The sequence below is a fragment of the Mesorhizobium sp. B3-2-1 genome (assembly GCF_006439515.1).
Taxonomy (GTDB): Bacteria; Pseudomonadota; Alphaproteobacteria; order Rhizobiales; family Rhizobiaceae; genus Mesorhizobium.
Genome location: NZ_VFTI01000007.1, coordinates 1 through 17,492 on the forward strand (window position 1 = coordinate 1; position 17,492 = coordinate 17,492).

The following is a 17,492-nucleotide window of genomic DNA, read 5'->3' on the forward strand; positions in this document are numbered from 1 at the left end:
CCCCGGCCGCCGAGGCCGCGCCCGCCACCGGCGAGCAGCAGCCGCGCAAGAAGAAACGCGACCAGCAGCAGCAGACCCAGCAGGCTCCGGCCGCCGAGGCAGCACCCGCCACAGACCAGCAGCAGCCGCGCAAGAAGAAGCGTGACCAGCAGCAGCAGCAGACCCAGCAGGCTCCGGCCGCCGAGGCCGCGCCCGCCACGGACGAGCAGCAGCCGCGCAAGAAGAAACGCGACCAGCAGCAGCAGACCCAGCAGGCTCCGGCCGCCGAGGCAGCACCCGCCACAGACCAGCAGCAGCCGCGCAAGAAGAAGCGTGACCAGCAGCAGCAGCAGATCGAGCAGGCCCCGGCCGCCGAGGCCGCGCCCGCCACCGGCGAGCAGCAGCCGCGCAAGAAGAAACGCGACCAGCAGCAGCAGACCGGGCAGGCCCCGTCCGGCGAGGCGGCTCCTGCCAATGACAACCAGCCGAGCAAGCCCGGCAGGAAACCCAAGCAGGATCAGCAGAAAGAGGCGCCTGCCGCCGTGCCGGAGACCACCCCAACGCCGAAGCAGGCTCCTGCCGGCGAAGCGACGCCGAAGGTTGAACCGGCCCCGGCCGGCGAGCAGCCTCCCGCCCAGGGCGAGCAGGATAAGACGAAGAAGCACGGCAGGAAACCGGCTGGCGAACAGCCTACGACCGGTGAGCAGCCCGCTACCAATGGGAAAGCCGCGCCTGTCCAGGGCGAAAACCCGGTTCAGCGCGAAGCACCCGCCGACAAGAACGCCGCACCCATTCTAGACAGTCAGAAGGACGCCAGGCGCAAGGGTCGCGGCGAGAACGGCCAGGGCAAGCCTGCCAACCAGAATGGTGGGCAGCAAAATGGTGGGCAGAATGCCCAGCAGGGCGGTGACCAGGGCCGCAAGCCGGTAGTGGCGCCGGTGGATCAGGGTCCGCCTCCAACCGACGATAGGGCCGCCCAGGAGGCGATCAAGCCCGAAAAGATCGTTCCTGTGACGGAGGAGAAGGGCAAGCGGCTCGAGCGCGCGCCTGACGAGAATATCCGTGACCGCCGCCGGCCCAAGGGCGTCGACGTGCTCAAGGAGATCGGCGACCGCGTCATCATCCAGCTCAACGATCAGACGTTCGTCCAGAGCAATGACCGCCCGCGCCTGACCCGCGGCGCCAAGGATGTCTACTACGAGGACCTGCCGCAGGGCCGCACACGCGAGACGGTCGAGCGCGACAATGGGTTCCGGATCGTCACCATCCGCAACCGCTACGGCGACATCCTGCAGCGGTCGCGCATCGCGCCCGACGGTCGCGAATATGTGCTGAGCTATGTCGACGAGCGCAGCTACCAGGACGAAAATGACTGGCGCGATCCCGGCGACGACCTGCCGCCGATGCGGCTGACCATTCCGCGCCGTGATTACATCCTCGATTCCGAGAATGTCGAAAGCCCCGACGACTACTATAGCTTCCTCGAACAGCCGCCGGTGGAGAAGGTGCAGCGTCTCTATTCGATCAACGAGGTCAAACGTTCGGCCCGTGTGCGTGACATTGCCCGGCGCATCGACCTCGACACGCTGAACTTCGAATTCGGCTCCTCTTCGATCTCCGACACCGAGGTGCAGAAGCTCCAGGGTGTCGCCGACGCCATGGAGAAGCTGTTGAAGAAGAACCCGGCCGAGACCTTCCTGATCGAGGGCCACACCGACGCCGTCGGCACGCCGGAGGCGAACCTTGCCTTATCGGATCGCCGTGCCGAAGCGGTTGCGGAAGCGCTGACCAATGCCTTCGGCATCCCGCCCGAGAACCTGACGACACAGGGCTATGGCGAGGAGTATCTGAAGGTCGACACCTCGGCGCCAAACCGCGAGAACCGGCGCGTCGCCATCCGCCGCATCACCCCGCTGGTGGCACCGGTGGCGAGCAACGACTGACCCGCGTTTCCAGCGACTTACAGTGATTTCTGGAATCAGGTCGGCAACAAGGTCCCATCCCGGTCAACCGGGGTGGGATGGACTACGGACAGTACGGCCTGGGCCAATAAGATTCGTACAGCCCAAGGGCCGGCTCATTGAATCGACAGGCTTCGCACCCCAGATTCCTGTCTGGGCGTTCCCTGCCCCGTCCCGACTCCAGCGGGACGCATTGAGCCCCGCCGGCCCTCTCCGGCGGGGTTTTTTGCTTCGGGGTGACGTCCGCTAATAGATGCTTTTGACGTTCGTGTCGGAATTGGCAAACACCTCGTCGGGCACAAAGAAATCTCCCGCCAACGGTCCCGTCGCGTCAGGCGCATAGATAGAGAAATCGCTGAGGCCTTCGGCGCGCAGCACCTCCTCGTCGATGTAGAAATTCCCTGTCGCCTCACGCGACGGCCGCATGAAGATCGCATGCGCGGCATCGGCCATGATCTCGGGCGACCGGCTCATCGCCGCCACCGTCGCCCCACCCAGGAGATTGCGCACCGCCGCCGTGTCGATGGTCGAGATCGGCCACAGCGAATTGACGGCGATGCCGTCCCCAGCGAATTCCGCGCTCATGCCGAGCGTGCACATCGACATGCCGAACTTGGCCATGGTGTAGGCGACGTGGTTCTTTAACCATTTGGCCTTCATGTCGAGCGGCGGCGCCAGATTCAGGATGTGAGGGTTTTTAGCCAACTTCAGGTGCGGGATGCACATTTTGGAAACGAGGAAGGTGCCGCGCGTGTTGATCTGATGCATCAGGTCGTAGCGCTTCATGTCGGTTTCCAGCGTGCCGGTAAGCTGGATGGCGCTGGCATTGTTGACGCAGATATCGATGCCGCCGAATGTCTCGACGGTCCTGGCGACCGCCTCGGCCACCTGCGCTTCCTCGCGGATGTCGCACAGCACCGGCAGCGCCTTGCCGCCCGCCTGCTCGATCTCCTGCGCCGCGCTGTAGATCGTGCCTGGCAGCTTGGGATGCGGCTCGGCGGTCTTGGCCGCGATCGTCACATTGGCGCCGTCGCGCGCGGCCCGCAGCGCGATCGCCAGCCCGATGCCGCGCGACCCGCCGGAGATGAACAGCGTCTTGCCCTTGAGCGACATTTTTCCTCCGCCTGCCAACCGTTTCGTCGGGCGCGATCCTTGCCCGTGGCGAACCCGGATACAAGGGCTTGCAACTCCAAGCCATGGTGACGCTACGGAGGGTCCCGTGTCACGCCAATGGCAGGGGTGTGCCGCTACAAAAGATTTGGCATATATTCAGAGCATAAGGGCAGACGATCAAATGGCTTTGTCGATCAAAAACAGGGAAGTGGAGGAGCTGGCGCGCGAGCTTGCCCGCAGCCGCGGCATATCGGTGACCGAAGCGATCCGGCAAAGTCTCGAAAGCGAAATTGCTCTCGACAGCGTGATCTCTTGGCCGAACGAGTCTGACCTGATCATAAAGCTCAGGGAAATTTCAGATCGCGCAGGTCGGATACCAGAGCGCGACAATCCAATGACGGAAGACGAGATACTCGGTTACGACGAGTTCGGAATCCCGACCAGATAACACATACTTCGCCCACAGCGTCGCGCCGCCAACCTCTCAGAACTTGGGTTGCTAGACCAGCACCAGCCCCTGTCGCATTGCAATAGCGATGGCATCCGTACGATTGGCGGCGCCGAGCTTGATCAGGATCGCGGCGACGTGGAATTTCGCCGTATGCACGGAGATGTTGAGCCGCCGCGCGATGACCTTGTTGGGGGCGCCTTCGGCGAGCAGCGCCAGCACTTCCGCCTCGCGCGGGGACAGCGCTGGCCGGGCGGCGTGCTCGTCCAAAGCTTCATCCTCGAACGGCGCGCCATCGCCGGCGTGGAAATCCTCACGATGTCCATGCGCGCGGCCACTGCCCGATATGCTGTATCCAGCGGCGGCCAACCGCGCCGCCGCGGCGATCAGCAGGTCGTCCGCGCCGGCAGGCATGACGGCAGCAGACACCTCGCCGGCAGGCCGCTCGCCGCTGGCGCGCGCCGAGAGCAGCACCCGTGGCACCGAGGCCGGCACGGCGTCACCGCTCCTGTCGTCGACGATCGCCACGTCGGCCCTGCCGGCGCCAACCACCACCGGCAACAGGTCGTCGCTGGCGGCAAGCGAGGCGGCCAGGCGCTCGGCGCGCTCGGCATCGCCAAGCGCAATCAGCACCACCAGCCGCCGCGAAGCCGCATTGTCGGTCCCGATCCGGTCGCTGGCGAGTGTTTCCATCATTCCTCTCAGCTCAGTGGCTTTTCGCCGATGGTCAGCACGACGTCGCGCTGTTCGCCGCCACGAACGACACCCAACGTCACCGAAGCGCCGGCACTGTCGGGGCCGAGCCGGCGGATCAGGTCGCGCGGACCATGCACGGCCTCGCCGTTCCACGCCACGATGATGTCGCCGAGCGAGAGGCCGGCGGCCTTGGCCGGGCCATTGTCGTCGAGGCTCATCACCATTGCGCCATGCGCGTCGCGGTCGCGCACCGGATGCAGGCCGGCGCCGAGATAGCCGCGCGCGACATGACCCTTTTCACGCAGCGTCGCCACCGCCCGCTCGATCGTCTCGTGGGGCATGACCAGCGCGCGGCCACGCGGGCCGAACAACAGCATGCCGATCAGCGCGCCCTTGGCGTCGAGCACCGGGCCGCCCTCGAAGCGGCCACCGGCGCCGACGGCAAGGTTGATGCGCCGGTCTATGGTGCCGCCGCGCATCGAGCGCCAGGCCGGCCCGACTTCGCCGATCGAGCCGGACACAGCCAGTGCTGAACCCTGGCTGTGTCCGATGGCAATGGCGATGTTGCCCGGCCGAACGGCATCGGCCTTGGCAAGGACAGGCGCGGTGGCCGCATCGGCCGGCTTCAGCAGGGCGACGCCCGTCGAAGGATCGCGGCCGGTGAGTTCGGCCTTAACCGTTTCGCCGGAGGCCAGGGTCAGTGTGATCTCCTCGCCGGCCTCGACGGCTTCCTCGGCGGTGACGAAATAGCCGTCCCGCCAATGGAAGGCACTGGCCGTGCGGTGGTGATGAGTGGCGAAGCTCGCCGTGGCGGGGGCCGCTTTCGCGGCCAGATCGGCGATGGCGTCTGAAAACGCGCTCAGATTGAAGTCGCTCATAAGGGTCTCCTGGGTTTCTTGCATGTCCCAGATATCGCTCGACGGCGCGCCTGCAGGTACTCGCCTGACGGCTAGTTACGGGTTCGACTGGCCATCTGGTCAGGTCGCGGCGGTTCGGACCGCTCCGCACATATAGTGCGTGTCGCGCAAAAGTGCTCACCGGTTTGGGACAACGACACGCATGCAAGAAACGCATCGTTGTGCCTGAACACGGAGCCCGCTCATGGCCCTCGCCGCCCAGAAATTCGAATCCGACGACACACTTCTCGACGGTACGCTGCTCGACGCCTATTCGACGACTGTCGCGGATGCGGTCGACCGCATCGGCCCGGCCGTCTGCCGCATCGAGCGCATCGGCGGCCCGGGCGGCCATGGCTCGGGCTTCGTCATCGCGCCGGACGGACTGGTCGTCACCAATTTCCATGTCGTGGGTGACGCCAGGACGGTGCGCGTGTCGATGCCCGACGGCGCCTCCAGCGAGGGCCGCGTGCTCGGCCGCGACCCCGACACCGACATCGCCCTAGTGTGCGCCGACGGCAGCTTCGCCGATGTGGCGCCGCTCGGCGATTCCAAGCGGCTGCGGCGCGGCCAGATCGCGATTGCCATCGGCAATCCTCTGGGCTTCGAATGGACCGTCACCTCGGGCGTCGTCTCGGCGCTCGGCCGCTCGATGCGCGCTTCGACCGGCAGGCTGATCGACGACGTCATCCAGACCGACGCCGCGCTCAACCCCGGCAATTCCGGTGGGCCGCTGGTGTCGTCGGCTGGCGAAGTGATCGGCGTCAACACGGCCATGATCCACGGCGCGCAAGGCATCGCCTTCGCCGTCGCTTCCAACACCGCGAACTTTGTCATTTCGGAGATCATCCGCTTCGGCCGCGTGCGCCGCGCCTTCATAGGCATCTCCGCCGACACCGTAAACCTGCCGCGCCGCGCAGCGCTGTTGTCGCAGGTGTCAACCAGCACGGCGGTGCGGCTGCGCAGCGTCGAGAAGGATGGACCGGCGGCCAAGGCCGGTCTCAAGGAAGGCGACATCATCGCCGCCATTGACGGGCGCCCGGTGACCGGCGTCGACGACCTCGTGCGCATGCTCGACGCCGAGCGCATCGGCCGCGAGACGCTGTGCACAGTAGTGCGCCGCACCGGCGTCAGCCAGATGGCGGTGACGCCGGTGGCACGGGCAAGCTGAGCCTGCCGCTCACACCCCTGCCGCGCCTTCGGCATACTGCGCCAGAAACTCCTCGCTGGGCGGGATCGGCTTGATGACGTCGATCAGCACTCCGTTGGGATCCCTGGTGATGAAGTGGCGCTGGCCGAAGGGCTCGTTGCGCAGCGTGCGCAGGATCGGCACGCCAGCAGCAAGTATCCGCTCATAGACCGCATCGGGATCGCGGACCTCGAAATTGATCAGCAGGCCCGAGGTCCGCCCCCGCCCCTCCTCGGGGATCGTCTCGTGGTCGCCCTGGACGATGCCGAGATTGACCCTGCGATTGTCCACCGATTGCAGATGCACGTACCAGTCGCTCGTAAACAGCGGCTGGAAGCCGAAATGCCTGACGTAAAATGCCGCCGTGCTGGGAACATCGCCGGTCATCAGCACCGGGTAGTAGCTCGTCGTCTTCATCTTTCCTTCTCCCGTCAGTTAACATACAGTCTGCATGTAAATTGAATTAACATACAGGCTGCATGTATGCAACAGGAAACCGGCCGCCGCTCGAACCGCGACCGCACCGAGGCGACACGCGCCGACCTGATCGCGGCGGCGCGGAAACTGTTTACGGAGAAGTCCTATGCCGAGACCGGCACGCCGGAGATCGTCGCCGCCGCCGGCGTCACGCGTGGCGCGCTCTACCACCACTTTGCCGACAAGCAGGCGCTTTTCGCCGCCGTCGTCGAACAGGAAGCGGCGACGGTGGCCCGGGAGATCGACCGCGCCTCCCCGCCTTCGCTCGGTGCCCGCGATGCGCTGATTGCCGGTTCGGATGCCTATCTCGCCGCCATGCGCGTGCCCGGCCGCACGCGGCTGTTGCTGCTCGATGGCCCGGCCGTGCTCGGCCGCGCCGCTATGGATGCGATCGACAACCGCCACGGCAACCGCTCACTGCGCGAGGGCCTGGTCGCGTCGATGCGGACGCAGTCGATGAAAAGGCTGCCGCCGGAAGCGCTGACCGCTCTGCTTGGCTCGGCTTTCGACCGCGCGGCGCTCGCCATCGAGGCCGGTGCATCAGCCGAGGACTACCGCGCCGTTCTCATGGCAGTGATAGACGGACTGTCGCGCGCCTGAAGTGCTTCATTCTTCACGAGGCGAATGTGATCACGCAGTCGCTGCCCTGTTGCGGGCGACGATTTCGTCGTGTGTCAGCTTGTCGCCGGCTGCCATGAACTCCTTGATCAACGCATCACGATTGCCGGGAGCGCGGGACTTGTCGGCCGATTGCAGTGCCACCTTCAGCTGGTCCCTCGTCAGCTCGGTGCAATAGGCGGGAGTGCCGGGCTGCTGACGCCAGGAATCGACAAGGCTCCCTGAGTCCAGCGCCTCAAAGCCCGTGGCTTCTACCAATTCCATAGCCGTGGCCTTAGCCTGGGAATCGTCACCGCCGACCGGAATGGCGATACGTCCGGATGCTCCGGCCGGCAGTCCTTTGTCGGACAGCGTCGCCGCCAGAATGGCATTCCAGGCTTTGACCACGGGACGAGCGATCTGCTCACGAACCCAAACGGCCTCGGACTTTCCGGCATCGACCTCGGCGATATGGCCGTCGCGCAACGGATAGTAGTTGGAGGTGTCGATCACGACGACATCGGTCGGTACGTCATCGAACAGGTTGGCGAGATCCGAATAGTTCGCGAACGGGATCGAAAGAACGATCACCGCGACGTTTCGCACCGCTTCCTCCTTCGTCACAGCGGCAGCGCCAACGTTGCGGGCGAGATCGCGGATGGTGTCCGGTCCCTTCGAATTGGCGAGCTTGACCTCGTGTCCACAGGCGGCGAGCTTTCGCGCCAATGTGACGCCGATGTTTCCAGCCCCGATGATTGCGATCTTCATTCGATGTCCTTTCGCGAGTAAACCAACACCCGTCAGACCGGTAGCCCGAGCTGCTTTCGCAGGCTTTTGTCGAATGCGGATGCGGGAACGAAACGGCGCAGGAAACTGACCTGGCGCGCCACTTTTCCTGCCGCATAGCGCCTCTTCGGAGTGGGATCGATCGCAGCCGCCAAAACGACCTTGGCTATCACTTCGGGCTCATCACCTTTTTCCATCGATTTCCGCACGGCCATGGTCATGCCGGCGCGCGCGGAGTCATAGATATCAAGCATTTGATCGGGAGCGGCGAGATTCTCCTCGAACGACGTGCGGGTATAGGCAGGCTCGACCAACGCAACGCGAATGCCGAACGGACGCAGCTCGTGGTCGAGCGATTCCGAATACCCCTCGATGGCATGTTTGGTCGACGCATAAAGCGCGAAATAGGGAGCCGGGATGAACCCTTGTACGGAACTCAAATTGACGATCCTGCCTTTGCCCTGGCGTCGCATTGCCGGCAACACCGCATTGGTCACGCGCAACACGCCGAAGACGTTCACATCGAACAGCGCCTTGGCCTGGGCGATCGAGGACTCCTCCGCGCCGCCAAACAGACCCATTCCGGCATTGTTGACGAGCAGGTCGATACGTCCGGCCTTGGCCAGCACGTCGTCGACCAGCTTCGCCACGGACGCGTCATCGGTCACGTCGCAGGTCAGCATGGTGACGCCGTCGGATCTCTCGCCCGCCGCGCGACGGCTGGTTCCGAACACGCGAAAGCCCGCGTCCAGCAGGGCTTTGGCCGTTGCGTGCCCGATGCCGGAGGATGCCCCGGTCACCAGGGCGACGCCGGGATTGGTCTTGTTCATGGAAGCTCCTTCTTCAAGCTGGGTTTGCGTTTCGAAAATATGGCCCGCTGGTCGGCTCAGGACCGGTCAGCGGCTCAATAACCGGCCCCTCCGGCGCCCGCGCCGGCGGGTCTGTCCGTCCAGCGCCGGAACAACGCGCTGGCGTTCACGCCGCCAAAGCCGAAGCCATTGGAGATCGCGTAGTCCATCTCCATTGGCCGGGTGTGGTTTGCGACGAAGTCGATCCCGTCGCCGGCCGGATCGGGGGCGCCCAGATTGAGGGTCGGCGGTGCCACCTGGTCCCGGAGCGCCAGCACCGTGAAGATGGCCCCAAGCCCGCCGGCGGCGCCGAGCAGGTGTCCGGTCGCCGACTTCGTGCCGCTGACGGCTATGGCGAAATCTGTCCCGAAAACCCTCTTGATCGCAGCGATTTCCCCCAGGTCGCCGACTGGCGTTGACGTGGCGTGCGCATTGAGGTGGCGGACCTCCCGTGCCGAAATACCGGCCTGGGCAATCGCTATCTCCATCGCCCGGCGAGCCCCGTCGCCATCCTCGGGACCGGACGTGATGTGATAAGCGTCCGCCGTCGTGCCGTAGCCGACGAGTTCGGCCAGCGGTTTGGCGCCCCGCGCAAGCGCGTGGCTCAATGCCTCGATGACCAGGATGCCGGCTCCTTCGCCCATGACGAAGCCATCACGTAGCATGTCGAAGGGGCGCGACGCCTGATCAGGGCGGTGATTGAAAGAGGTCGAAAGAGAGCGTGCCGCGGCAAAGCCGCCGAGGCTGACCGTATTCATGCAGGCTTCCGTTCCGCCGCAGACCGCGATGTCGGCCTCATTGGCGCGGATGAGACGCGCCGCATCGCCTATCGCCTGGATGCCGGCCGCGCACGCCGTCACCGGAGCGCCGAGCGGACCCTTGAACCCGTATCGGATCGAAATTTGTCCCGCCGCCATGTTCACCAGGAAAGATGGCACAGTGAACGGCGAGAGACGCCGAACACCGCGCTGGTCGACGGTTCGCACGGCCTCGGTTATCGCGGGAAATCCTCCGATACCCGAAGCGATGATCGTCGCTGTGCGGGCCCTGTCATCGTCCGAGACCGGCTTCCACCTCGCCTGGGCCAGCGCCTCTTCCGCCGCCGCCAGTGCGAAGAGAATGAAGCGGTCCACCCTGCGCTGTTCCTTCGGAACCAGGACGGTATCTGGATCGAAGCCGGCTTCGGGGTCGTCCCGCAGGGTGGGGACCATTCCGCCGACCTTCGCCGGCAGGTCTCCCACCATTTCATCCGGCAGGCTCCGAATGCCCGAACGGCCTGCCAGGAGCCGCGACCAGGAGGTCGCCACGTTGACCCCTAGGGGGCTGACTGCTCCCATGCCTGTAATGACGATACGACGCATGTCTACTCCGGCTTCTGTTTGATTCGTTCGCGCGACGGCGCCGTGCTGACGCTCGATCACGATCACCGCCTCTATTCCTGCGCGGCCGCTATTCGCCTGACTTCGCCGGCGGCGACATCGAGAAAACGCTGCGACATCTCTTCATCCCCAAGGATACGGGAGAGCGTCACGGCCCCCACCATGAGCGACAGCATCGCCATGGCCTTGCGATGGGTTTTTGGGCCCTCCGCCGCCGGCATCAATTCGTCGAGAACCTCGAGGTGAGCTGCGATCCCATCCTGGAAGGGGCTCCTCACTTCCTCGCTTTGACGCGCCGCGTCCGAACCAAGCGCAACCAATGGACAACCGTCGCTCTTCTCTTCGCGATGTCCCAGCGAAAGGTAGAGGCCGATAACGGCTTCAAGGGGATCAGGGCTTCCGGCAGCAACAGCCGACCATCTGCGGGTCGCGTGTTCCATCGCTCGTCTCGATGCCTGCGCTGCCAAGTCGTCCTTGGATTCGAACTGCTTGTAGAAGGCGCCTTGGGTCAGCCCGGCACCCTTCATCAGATCCTTCAGCCCAATGCCATCGAAGCCGTGCTCTCGAAAAAGCCGGCTTGCCACATCGATCACGGTTTGCCGGTTCTGCTCGGCCTGACTGCGACTTACGCGCATCGTCATCTCCTTTTTTAGATTGCGTTCGAAATCTATATCAGGTATAGAGTGTGAATGCAATCTATTTTAACAGGAGGCGACGGGCATGAAAAAGAAATACGTTATTGGGCTGGGGAGCATTTTGGTCGCGGGATTAGGAATGGCGGCATTCGTCACACTTTCCATTCGCACGCAGGCAGCTTCCGCAGCGGGCGACCCGAGACAGGAACCACCGATCGTCAGACTGGTGACGCCAGTGGCGGTGACAGGATCCGAACGCGGCTTCACGGGTACAATTGCCGCGCGGGTGCAGAGCAATCTTGGTTTTCGTGTACCCGGCAAGATCATCGAGCGCCTTGTAAACGTCGGCGAACAGGTCAAGGCGGGCCAACCGCTGCTGCGGATCGATGATACCGATCTGGCCCTTGCGCTCGCCGCCAAGCGCAACGCTGTCGCCGCGGCACGCGCTGTCCTGGTTCAGACCAGTGCGGACGAAAAGCGTTATGCCGTACTGGTCAAGAAGGAATTGGCCGCGACCCCGCAGCGTTACGAGCAGGCGAAGGCAGCACTTGATACCGCGACCGCACAGCTTGCCGCCGCGGAAGCGGAAGCGAAGGTCGCGGAGAACGAGGCCGCCTATTCCGTCTTGGACGCGAACGCCGATGGGACGGTCGTCGAAACGCTTGGCGAGCCGGGACAGGTTGTCACTGCGGGACAGACCGTGGTTCGGATCGCGAACGCCGGCCCACGCGAGGCGGTGGTCGCGCTTCCCGAAACGATCCGGCCGGCGATCGGATCGGTAGCCGAGGCAGGCTTGTATGGAACCGATGGGCGGCATTTTACGGCGCATCTTCGGCAGTTGTCGGACGCCGCCGATCCCCAGACTCGCACCTATGAGGCCCGTTATGTGCTCGACGGTGAGGCGGCGGCGGCACCGCTTGGCGCCACCGTAACCATCCGGCTTGCAAGCCAGGCAAGTCAAACGGAAGTCCAGGTGCCGCTCGGAGCCGTGCTGGACGATGGCCAGAAGACCGGCGTTTGGAGCTTGGACGGCGCAACCTCGACCGTACACTTTCGGCCCGTCAAGCTTGTTCGTGTAACCAGCGAAACCGCCGTGATCTCCGGGCTGAGCTCTGGTGATTCGATTGTTTCGCTCGGCGCCCATCTCCTGCAGGAGGGCGCTCGCGTCAGGACTGCCTCTGAAAGCAGGAGCAACTGATGAGCCTCAATTTTTCCGCGATCGCCGTTCGCGAGCGAGCCGTCACCCTTTTCTTCATTATTCTGCTCGTCGCCGCCGGCGCCTACGCCTTCCTCATGCTTGGACGGGCGGAGGATCCCAACTTCACCATCAAGACCCTGACGGTCACGACGGTATGGCCGGGCGCGACGGCGCGCGAGATGCAGGACCTCGTCGCCGAACCGTTGGAGAAGCGACTTCAGGAACTGACCTGGTACGACCGGGTCGAAACGACAACACGGCCAGGCTATGCGTATTTGACGGTCACGCTGAAGGACAGCACACCGCCATCCAGCGTGCAGGAGGAGTTCTACCAGGCCCGCAAGAAACTCGGCGATGAAGCCCGCAATCTGCCGCCCGGCGTGCTCGGCCCTTTCGTCAACGACGAATATTCCGATGTGAGTTTCGCTCTTTACGCCCTCGAGGCGAAGGGCTTGCCCATGCGGGAACTGGCGAGGCAAGCCGAGACCATTCGCCAGGACCTTCTGCATGTGCCTGGCGTCAAGAAGATCAACATCCTCGGCGAACGTCCCGAGCAGATATTCGTCGAGTTTTCCTATGCCAAGCTGGCAACCCTCGGCGTGTCGGCGCAGGATATCGTTGCCGCCTTGCAGCGCCAGAACACCGTCACACCGGCGGGCTCGATCGATACCCAAGGGCCGCAGGTCTTCATCAGGGTCAATGGCGCTTATGACAGTGTCCAGACGATCGCCGACACGCCGATCGTCGCCGCGGGACGGACGTTGAAGCTCTCCGACATCGCCGAGGTGCGGCGCGGCTACGAGGATCCTGCCACCTACGTCATCCGTCACCAGGGCGAGCCGACCATCATGCTCGCGGCGGTGATGCAGGAGGGCTGGAATGGTCTCGAACTCGGCAAGGCGCTGGAGGAGAGATCGGCGGCGATTGCACAGACGCTGCCTCTCGGGATGACGCTGGCCAAGGTCAGCGATCAGGCCGTGAACATCGGCTCGTCGGTGAACGAGTTCATGCTCAAATTTGCGATGGCGCTCGGCGTGGTGCTGCTGATCGCCCTGATCAGCATGGGTTGGCGCGTCGGCATCATCGTGGCTGCCGCCGTTCCTCTGACGCTTGCGGTCGTCTTCCTCATCATGCTGGAAACCGGCCGGTTCTTCGACCGCATCACGCTCGGCGCCCTTATCCTGGCGCTTGGCCTTCTCGTGGACGACGCCATCATCGCCATCGAGGTGATGGTGGTGAAAATGGAAGAAGGCATGGACCGCATCAAGGCGGCGGCCTATGCGTGGAGCCATACCGCGGCGCCGATGCTGTCGGGCACGCTCGTGACGATCGCCGGGTTCCTACCGGTGGGCTTCGCGCGCTCGACGGCCGGCGAATATGCCGGAAATATCTTCTGGGTCGTGGGCTTCGCCCTCATCGTCTCCTGGGTCGTCGCTGTGGTCTTCACCCCGTATATGGGCGTCAAGATGCTGCCCGCGATCAAACCGGTCGAAGGCGGCGTCCACGCCATATACGATACACCGAACTATCGGCGCCTTCGCCGGCTCATCACCTTTGCCGTGCGCCACAAGTTTGTGACCTGCGCTGCCGTCGGCATCGTCTTCGCGCTTTCGGTTGTCGGCATGAGCGGTCTCAAGCAGCAGTTCTTCCCCACGTCCGATCGCCCTGAAGTGCTGGTCGAGGTTCGCCTGCCGGAAGGCACCAGCATCGAGACGACGACCGCCACGGTCGAGAAGCTGGAACACTGGCTTGGCGGCCAGCCGGAGGCCAAGATCGTGACGAGCTATGTCGGTCAGGGCGCTCCCCGCTTCTTCTTTGCCATGGCGCCGGAACTGCCGGATCCCGCCTTCGCCAAAATCGTCGTGCTGACACCGGACGCGGCGGCGCGCGAGGCCTTGAAGCGCCGGCTCCGTGAAGCGGCTGCGACAGGGCTTGCCCCCGAAGCGAACGTCCGCGTCACGCAACTCGTGTTCGGACCCTACACGCCATTCCCGGTCGAGTTCCGGGTCATGGGACCTGATCCCGCGCAATTGTACGCCATCTCTGAGAAAGCCCTCGACGTCATGCGCGGCGTGCCGGACGTGCGGCAGGCCAGTCGCGACTGGGGCAATCGCACGCCGGTACTGCGCTTCATACCGGATCAGGATCGACTGAACCTCATCGGCCTGTCCCCGGCGGAGGTGGCCCAGCAACTCCAGTTCCTCCTCACCGGCATCCCGGTCACGCAGGTCCGCGAAGACATCCGCAATGTCCCCATCGTGGCACGCAGCGCCGGCGGCGAGCGACTGGATCCATCGCGTCTGGCGGATTTCTCGCTGATGAGCCGGGACGGCCGCCAGATCCCGCTCGACCAGATCGGCCACTCGGAAATCCGTCTGGAAGAGCCGATCCTGAAGCGGCGTGATCGCACGCCGGTCATCACGATCCGCTCGGACATCAACGAGGCGACCCAGCCTCCAGAAGTTTCCAAGGAGATCATGACGGCCCTTCAGCCGCTGATTAAATCCCTGCCTGCCGGCTATCGCATCGAAATGGGTGGATCGATCGAAGAGGCGGCCAAGGCCAACACCGCGCTGGGCAAGGTCTTTCCGGCCATGCTCGCCGCCATGCTGATCGTCATCATACTGCAGGTGCGATCCTTCTCGACGATGGCGATGGTCGTGCTGACGGCACCGCTCGGTCTCGTTGGCGTCGTGCCGATGTTGCTGGTCTTCAACCAGCCCTTCGGATTCAACGCCATCCTGGGCCTGATAGGCCTGGCGGGCATCCTGATGCGCAACACGCTGATCCTGACCGAACAGATCAAGGAGAACCGTGCCGCCGGTCTTGACGACTATCACGCGGTCATCGAGGCCACGGTGCAACGCACGAGGCCGGTGATCCTGACCGCACTTGCCGCCGTGCTGGCCTTCATCCCGCTGACACACTCGGTCTTCTGGGGATCGATGGCCTACACGCTGATCGGCGGCACGGCGGCCGGCACGGTGCTGATCCTGCTGTTCCTCCCTGCGCTCTATGTCGCGTGGTTCCGGATCAAACCGACCACGGATGAGCTCCGTGAGGATTCGACGGAGCAACCGGAAGTGCCAGCAGCAATGGCGGCCGAATAAGGGTCTGTTGTCACAGGAGACGGTTCAAGTTCTTGCCCGTTGGCTTTGCCTGGACACATGCAGGGCCAACGGCACGAACTTACCGCTTACAGATGATCCTTCATGCGAGTCCGGCAGTTTCGCTTCATCAATTCTGGAGACATGCATGAATCGTCCGGTTCGAACACGAACTGATCCCGACGAGATGCGCGCGCGCATCCTGGCCGTGGCGGACGAGCAATTTCGCCGCATCGGCACCCACAAGACATCGGTGGCCGATATCGCCTCCGAACTCGGCATGAGCACGGCAAACGTCTATCGTTTCTTCCCCTCCAAGGGTGCAATCATCGAGTCCATCTGCGGGCGGGTCGTGAACGAGGTCGCCGAGATCGCCTTTGCGATCGCACGCACGAGCGCGCCGGCCTCGGAGAAACTCGATCAACTCCTGACCGCGGTTCACCACCACAGCAAGACCACACTGGTCAAGGAAAAGCGCATACACGACATGATTGTCGCCGCCATGCAAGAGAACTGGGCGATCATCAAGGCGCATACCGAGCGGGTGGTAACGATCTTCGAGGCGATCATCCGCGAGGGCATCGAAGCGGGGGAATTCAAGGTCGAAGATTCAGCGAAAGCGGCGCGCGCGGTCAAGACCGCGTTCACGCCGTTTTTCCACCCGATTCTGATCGAGCACTGCCTTCGACACGGCGAAGATAACGAAGCTGGCCTGCGCGAGCAGATTCGCTTTATCCTGAAAGCACTGGGAAAGTCTCACTGAGGCGTGCCACCGCTTCGGCAGAGCCTCCCGACGGGGTGCGACCAGAAGATCGAGGTCGACACGTTGGTTTCGCGACGGCCAACAAAGCGGCACATTATCGCGTCCAGCTGTGAAGCGTGGAGTTTCTCTAACGGTCTCCGAAAGGAGGTGATCGTGCCCAATCCGCGGTAGGGAATGGACTGGCGACGCAACCGGAACCCTCCAATCTCGTTATGTCAGGGCATCCCTCGAGGCTCACATTCGGGACCGACAGATGAAAAAGACCTATGAAAAACCGACGCTACGCAAGCACGGGAAATTGACCGCCCGCACCGCGCAGATCGTGGTTTCCGGGGTGACGATCATCCGATGATTTCTCGGACGCGCCGGTTCCAGGGCCCGGGCAGGCGACCCGGGCACCGCCAGGTCAGATGCCGGAGCCGGACACGCCATGGGTCTCCGGCTCCTCTTCGGGCACCTCGCCTGGCTCGAATTCGTTGAAGCAGCCTAGCCCGCGCTTGAACCGGTCGATCAGCCAGGCGGCGGCCGGCTTCGGGCTGCGATCGTTGCGGTGCATGGCGAACAACGGCGAACTCACCTCCTTGTAGGGATCGAGATCAAGTTCCACCAGGCGGCCAGTAGCTAGGTCGTCGGCGATCAGCCAGCGCGGCAGCCCACCCCAGCCCAGCCCCTCGCGCATCAGTATGTGCTTGGTGCGCACGTCGGTCAGGCGCCAGGTGCGGTAGGCGAAGACGCCGTAGTCACGCCCCTTGGTGCGCTCCGACTGGTCGGTGACGACAAGCTGCGTGTGCTCGCGCACATCCTCGAGCGCCACCGGCTTCGGCAGCAGTGCCAGCGGATGGTTGGGTGCGGCCGCCGGCACCAGCGACATGAAGCCGATGCGCACGAGGTGCACGTCGACATCACCCAGCAAGCCGCCAATGCCGAGATCGGCCTGTCCGTTGACGACGAGATCGGGAATGAGGCCGAGCGTGCCGATATGCAGGCGCAGCATCACGGTCGGAAACTGCGCCTCGAACGCCTTGAGCACCCGCACCAGCACCGGGGACGGCAACGTCGCATCGACCGACAGCGCCACCTCGGCCTCGAACCCGTGATGGTGGCCGTCGGCGCGCGAGCGGATGCGCTGCAGCACGCCCACCATGCGCCGCGCATCCTCCAGCATCGCCCGGCCGATCTCGGTCAGTTGCGGCTCGCGCGTGCCCTCGCGCTCGAACAGCTTCAGCCCCAGCTGCGCCTCGAGATTGGCGATGCCGTAACTGATGACGGATTGCGCCCGGTTGAGCTTGCGACCGGCGGCCGAGAAACTGCCGGTGTCGGCAACGGCGACAAGGATCTGGAGCTGGTCGAGGGTCGGGTTGGGCAGCACTACTGTATCTACTTTATAGATGGATCGTATAGAAAATATACCAGTTTATCG

General features: G+C 64.1%; 17 protein-coding genes. 8 read left to right on the top strand and 9 right to left on the bottom strand.

Features of this window, described 5'->3' with window-relative positions; genetic code table 11:
- Positions 1–1,922, top strand: a 1,922-nt coding sequence (locus tag FJW08_RS09210; RefSeq protein ID WP_246682287.1) for an OmpA family protein, incomplete at its 5' end; no start/stop codon positions are given.
- Between the two features lie 264 nt (positions 1,923–2,186).
- On the opposite strand, the gene FJW08_RS09215 is transcribed toward FJW08_RS09210, so the two are convergent.
- On the bottom strand, positions 2,187–3,053 hold the full coding sequence (locus FJW08_RS09215; protein ID WP_140810244.1) for an NAD(P)-dependent oxidoreductase: 867 nt from the start codon (positions 3,051–3,053) through the stop codon (positions 2,187–2,189).
- A 181-nt stretch (positions 3,054–3,234) separates the two neighbouring features.
- On the opposite strand from FJW08_RS09215, the gene FJW08_RS09220 reads away from it, so the two are divergent.
- Positions 3,235–3,501 carry a type II toxin-antitoxin system VapB family antitoxin gene (locus tag FJW08_RS09220; protein WP_140810246.1) on the top strand — a complete coding sequence of 89 codons (267 nt, stop codon included), beginning with the start codon at positions 3,235–3,237 and terminating at the stop codon, positions 3,499–3,501.
- A gap of 51 nt (positions 3,502–3,552) precedes the next feature.
- Here the strand turns inward: FJW08_RS09220 and FJW08_RS09225 are convergent, their stop codons facing one another.
- Positions 3,553–4,194 (bottom strand): helix-turn-helix transcriptional regulator, encoded by a 642-nt coding sequence (locus FJW08_RS09225; protein ID WP_140810442.1) that lies wholly within the window; start codon positions 4,192–4,194, stop codon positions 3,553–3,555.
- Between the two features lie 8 nt (positions 4,195–4,202).
- Positions 4,203–5,075: a S1C family serine protease gene (locus FJW08_RS09230; RefSeq protein ID WP_140810247.1), complete on the bottom strand. Its 873-nt coding sequence runs from the start codon at positions 5,073–5,075 to the stop codon at positions 4,203–4,205.
- A gap of 223 nt (positions 5,076–5,298) precedes the next feature.
- On the opposite strand from FJW08_RS09230, the gene FJW08_RS09235 reads away from it, so the two are divergent.
- Complete coding sequence (locus tag FJW08_RS09235; RefSeq protein ID WP_140810248.1) at positions 5,299–6,264, top strand: trypsin-like peptidase domain-containing protein; 966 nt, start codon at positions 5,299–5,301, stop codon at positions 6,262–6,264.
- A 9-nt stretch (positions 6,265–6,273) separates the two neighbouring features.
- On the opposite strand, the gene FJW08_RS09240 is transcribed toward FJW08_RS09235, so the two are convergent.
- Complete coding sequence (locus tag FJW08_RS09240) at positions 6,274–6,699, bottom strand: VOC family protein (RefSeq protein ID WP_140810249.1); 426 nt, start codon at positions 6,697–6,699, stop codon at positions 6,274–6,276.
- A gap of 66 nt (positions 6,700–6,765) precedes the next feature.
- Here FJW08_RS09240 and FJW08_RS09245 point away from each other — a divergent pair, with 66 nt between their 5' ends.
- Complete coding sequence (locus FJW08_RS09245) at positions 6,766–7,359, top strand: TetR/AcrR family transcriptional regulator (RefSeq protein WP_140761259.1); 594 nt, start codon at positions 6,766–6,768, stop codon at positions 7,357–7,359.
- 30 nt (positions 7,360–7,389) lie between these two features.
- On the opposite strand, the gene FJW08_RS09250 is transcribed toward FJW08_RS09245, so the two are convergent.
- The 4 genes from FJW08_RS09250 to FJW08_RS09265 form a co-directional block, all read right to left on the bottom strand.
- Positions 7,390–8,124 (bottom strand): NAD(P)-binding domain-containing protein, encoded by a 735-nt coding sequence (locus FJW08_RS09250; RefSeq protein ID WP_140810250.1) that lies wholly within the window; start codon positions 8,122–8,124, stop codon positions 7,390–7,392.
- Positions 8,125–8,156: 32 nt separating this feature from the next.
- Complete coding sequence (locus tag FJW08_RS09255) at positions 8,157–8,972, bottom strand: oxidoreductase (protein ID WP_140810251.1); 816 nt, start codon at positions 8,970–8,972, stop codon at positions 8,157–8,159.
- Between the two features lie 74 nt (positions 8,973–9,046).
- Positions 9,047–10,351, bottom strand: coding sequence for a beta-ketoacyl-ACP synthase II (gene fabF / locus FJW08_RS09260; protein ID WP_140810443.1), 1,305 nt, complete (start codon positions 10,349–10,351; stop codon positions 9,047–9,049).
- Between the two features lie 71 nt (positions 10,352–10,422).
- Complete coding sequence (locus FJW08_RS09265; protein ID WP_140761313.1) at positions 10,423–11,004, bottom strand: TetR family transcriptional regulator; 582 nt, start codon at positions 11,002–11,004, stop codon at positions 10,423–10,425.
- Positions 11,005–11,089: 85 nt separating this feature from the next.
- Between FJW08_RS09265 and FJW08_RS09270 the strand changes: the two genes are divergently transcribed.
- From FJW08_RS09270 to FJW08_RS32660, 4 genes are all read left to right on the top strand, one after another.
- Positions 11,090–12,202, top strand: a complete 1,113-nt coding sequence (locus FJW08_RS09270; protein ID WP_140810252.1) for an efflux RND transporter periplasmic adaptor subunit — start codon at positions 11,090–11,092, stop codon at positions 12,200–12,202.
- Complete coding sequence (locus FJW08_RS09275) at positions 12,202–15,312, top strand: efflux RND transporter permease subunit (RefSeq protein WP_140810254.1); 3,111 nt, start codon at positions 12,202–12,204, stop codon at positions 15,310–15,312. The genes FJW08_RS09270 and FJW08_RS09275 overlap by 1 nt, the downstream gene beginning before the upstream one ends.
- Before the next feature lie 145 nt (positions 15,313–15,457).
- Positions 15,458–16,072 (top strand): TetR family transcriptional regulator, encoded by a 615-nt coding sequence (locus tag FJW08_RS09280; protein WP_140810255.1) that lies wholly within the window; start codon positions 15,458–15,460, stop codon positions 16,070–16,072.
- A 253-nt stretch (positions 16,073–16,325) separates the two neighbouring features.
- Complete coding sequence (locus FJW08_RS32660; RefSeq protein ID WP_210241180.1) at positions 16,326–16,424, top strand: putative RiPP precursor; 99 nt, start codon at positions 16,326–16,328, stop codon at positions 16,422–16,424.
- Positions 16,425–16,478: 54 nt separating this feature from the next.
- Here the strand turns inward: FJW08_RS32660 and FJW08_RS09285 are convergent, their stop codons facing one another.
- On the bottom strand, positions 16,479–17,441 hold the full coding sequence (locus FJW08_RS09285; RefSeq protein ID WP_140810256.1) for a LysR family transcriptional regulator: 963 nt from the start codon (positions 17,439–17,441) through the stop codon (positions 16,479–16,481).
- Positions 17,442–17,492 lie beyond the last annotated feature (51 nt).

Coding starts and splice junctions, on each gene's coding strand:
- FJW08_RS09255 (WP_140810251.1), bottom strand. CDS start 8,972: ATGAACAAGACCAATCCCGGCGTCGCCCTGGTGACCGGGGCATCCTCC.
- FJW08_RS09240 (WP_140810249.1), bottom strand. CDS start 6,699: ATGAAGACGACGAGCTACTACCCGGTGCTGATGACCGGCGATGTTCCC.
- FJW08_RS09245 (WP_140761259.1), top strand. CDS start 6,766: ATGCAACAGGAAACCGGCCGCCGCTCGAACCGCGACCGCACCGAGGCG.
- FJW08_RS09215 (WP_140810244.1), bottom strand. CDS start 3,053: ATGTCGCTCAAGGGCAAGACGCTGTTCATCTCCGGCGGGTCGCGCGGC.
- FJW08_RS09280 (WP_140810255.1), top strand. CDS start 15,458: ATGAATCGTCCGGTTCGAACACGAACTGATCCCGACGAGATGCGCGCG.
- FJW08_RS09265 (WP_140761313.1), bottom strand. CDS start 11,004: ATGCGCGTAAGTCGCAGTCAGGCCGAGCAGAACCGGCAAACCGTGATC.
- FJW08_RS32660 (WP_210241180.1), top strand. CDS start 16,326: ATGAAAAAGACCTATGAAAAACCGACGCTACGCAAGCACGGGAAATTG.
- fabF (WP_140810443.1), bottom strand. CDS start 10,351: ATGCGTCGTATCGTCATTACAGGCATGGGAGCAGTCAGCCCCCTAGGG.
- FJW08_RS09235 (WP_140810248.1), top strand. CDS start 5,299: ATGGCCCTCGCCGCCCAGAAATTCGAATCCGACGACACACTTCTCGAC.
- FJW08_RS09225 (WP_140810442.1), bottom strand. CDS start 4,194: ATGGAAACACTCGCCAGCGACCGGATCGGGACCGACAATGCGGCTTCG.
- FJW08_RS09250 (WP_140810250.1), bottom strand. CDS start 8,124: ATGAAGATCGCAATCATCGGGGCTGGAAACATCGGCGTCACATTGGCG.
- FJW08_RS09220 (WP_140810246.1), top strand. CDS start 3,235: ATGGCTTTGTCGATCAAAAACAGGGAAGTGGAGGAGCTGGCGCGCGAG.
- FJW08_RS09230 (WP_140810247.1), bottom strand. CDS start 5,075: ATGAGCGACTTCAATCTGAGCGCGTTTTCAGACGCCATCGCCGATCTG.
- FJW08_RS09270 (WP_140810252.1), top strand. CDS start 11,090: ATGAAAAAGAAATACGTTATTGGGCTGGGGAGCATTTTGGTCGCGGGA.
- FJW08_RS09275 (WP_140810254.1), top strand. CDS start 12,202: ATGAGCCTCAATTTTTCCGCGATCGCCGTTCGCGAGCGAGCCGTCACC.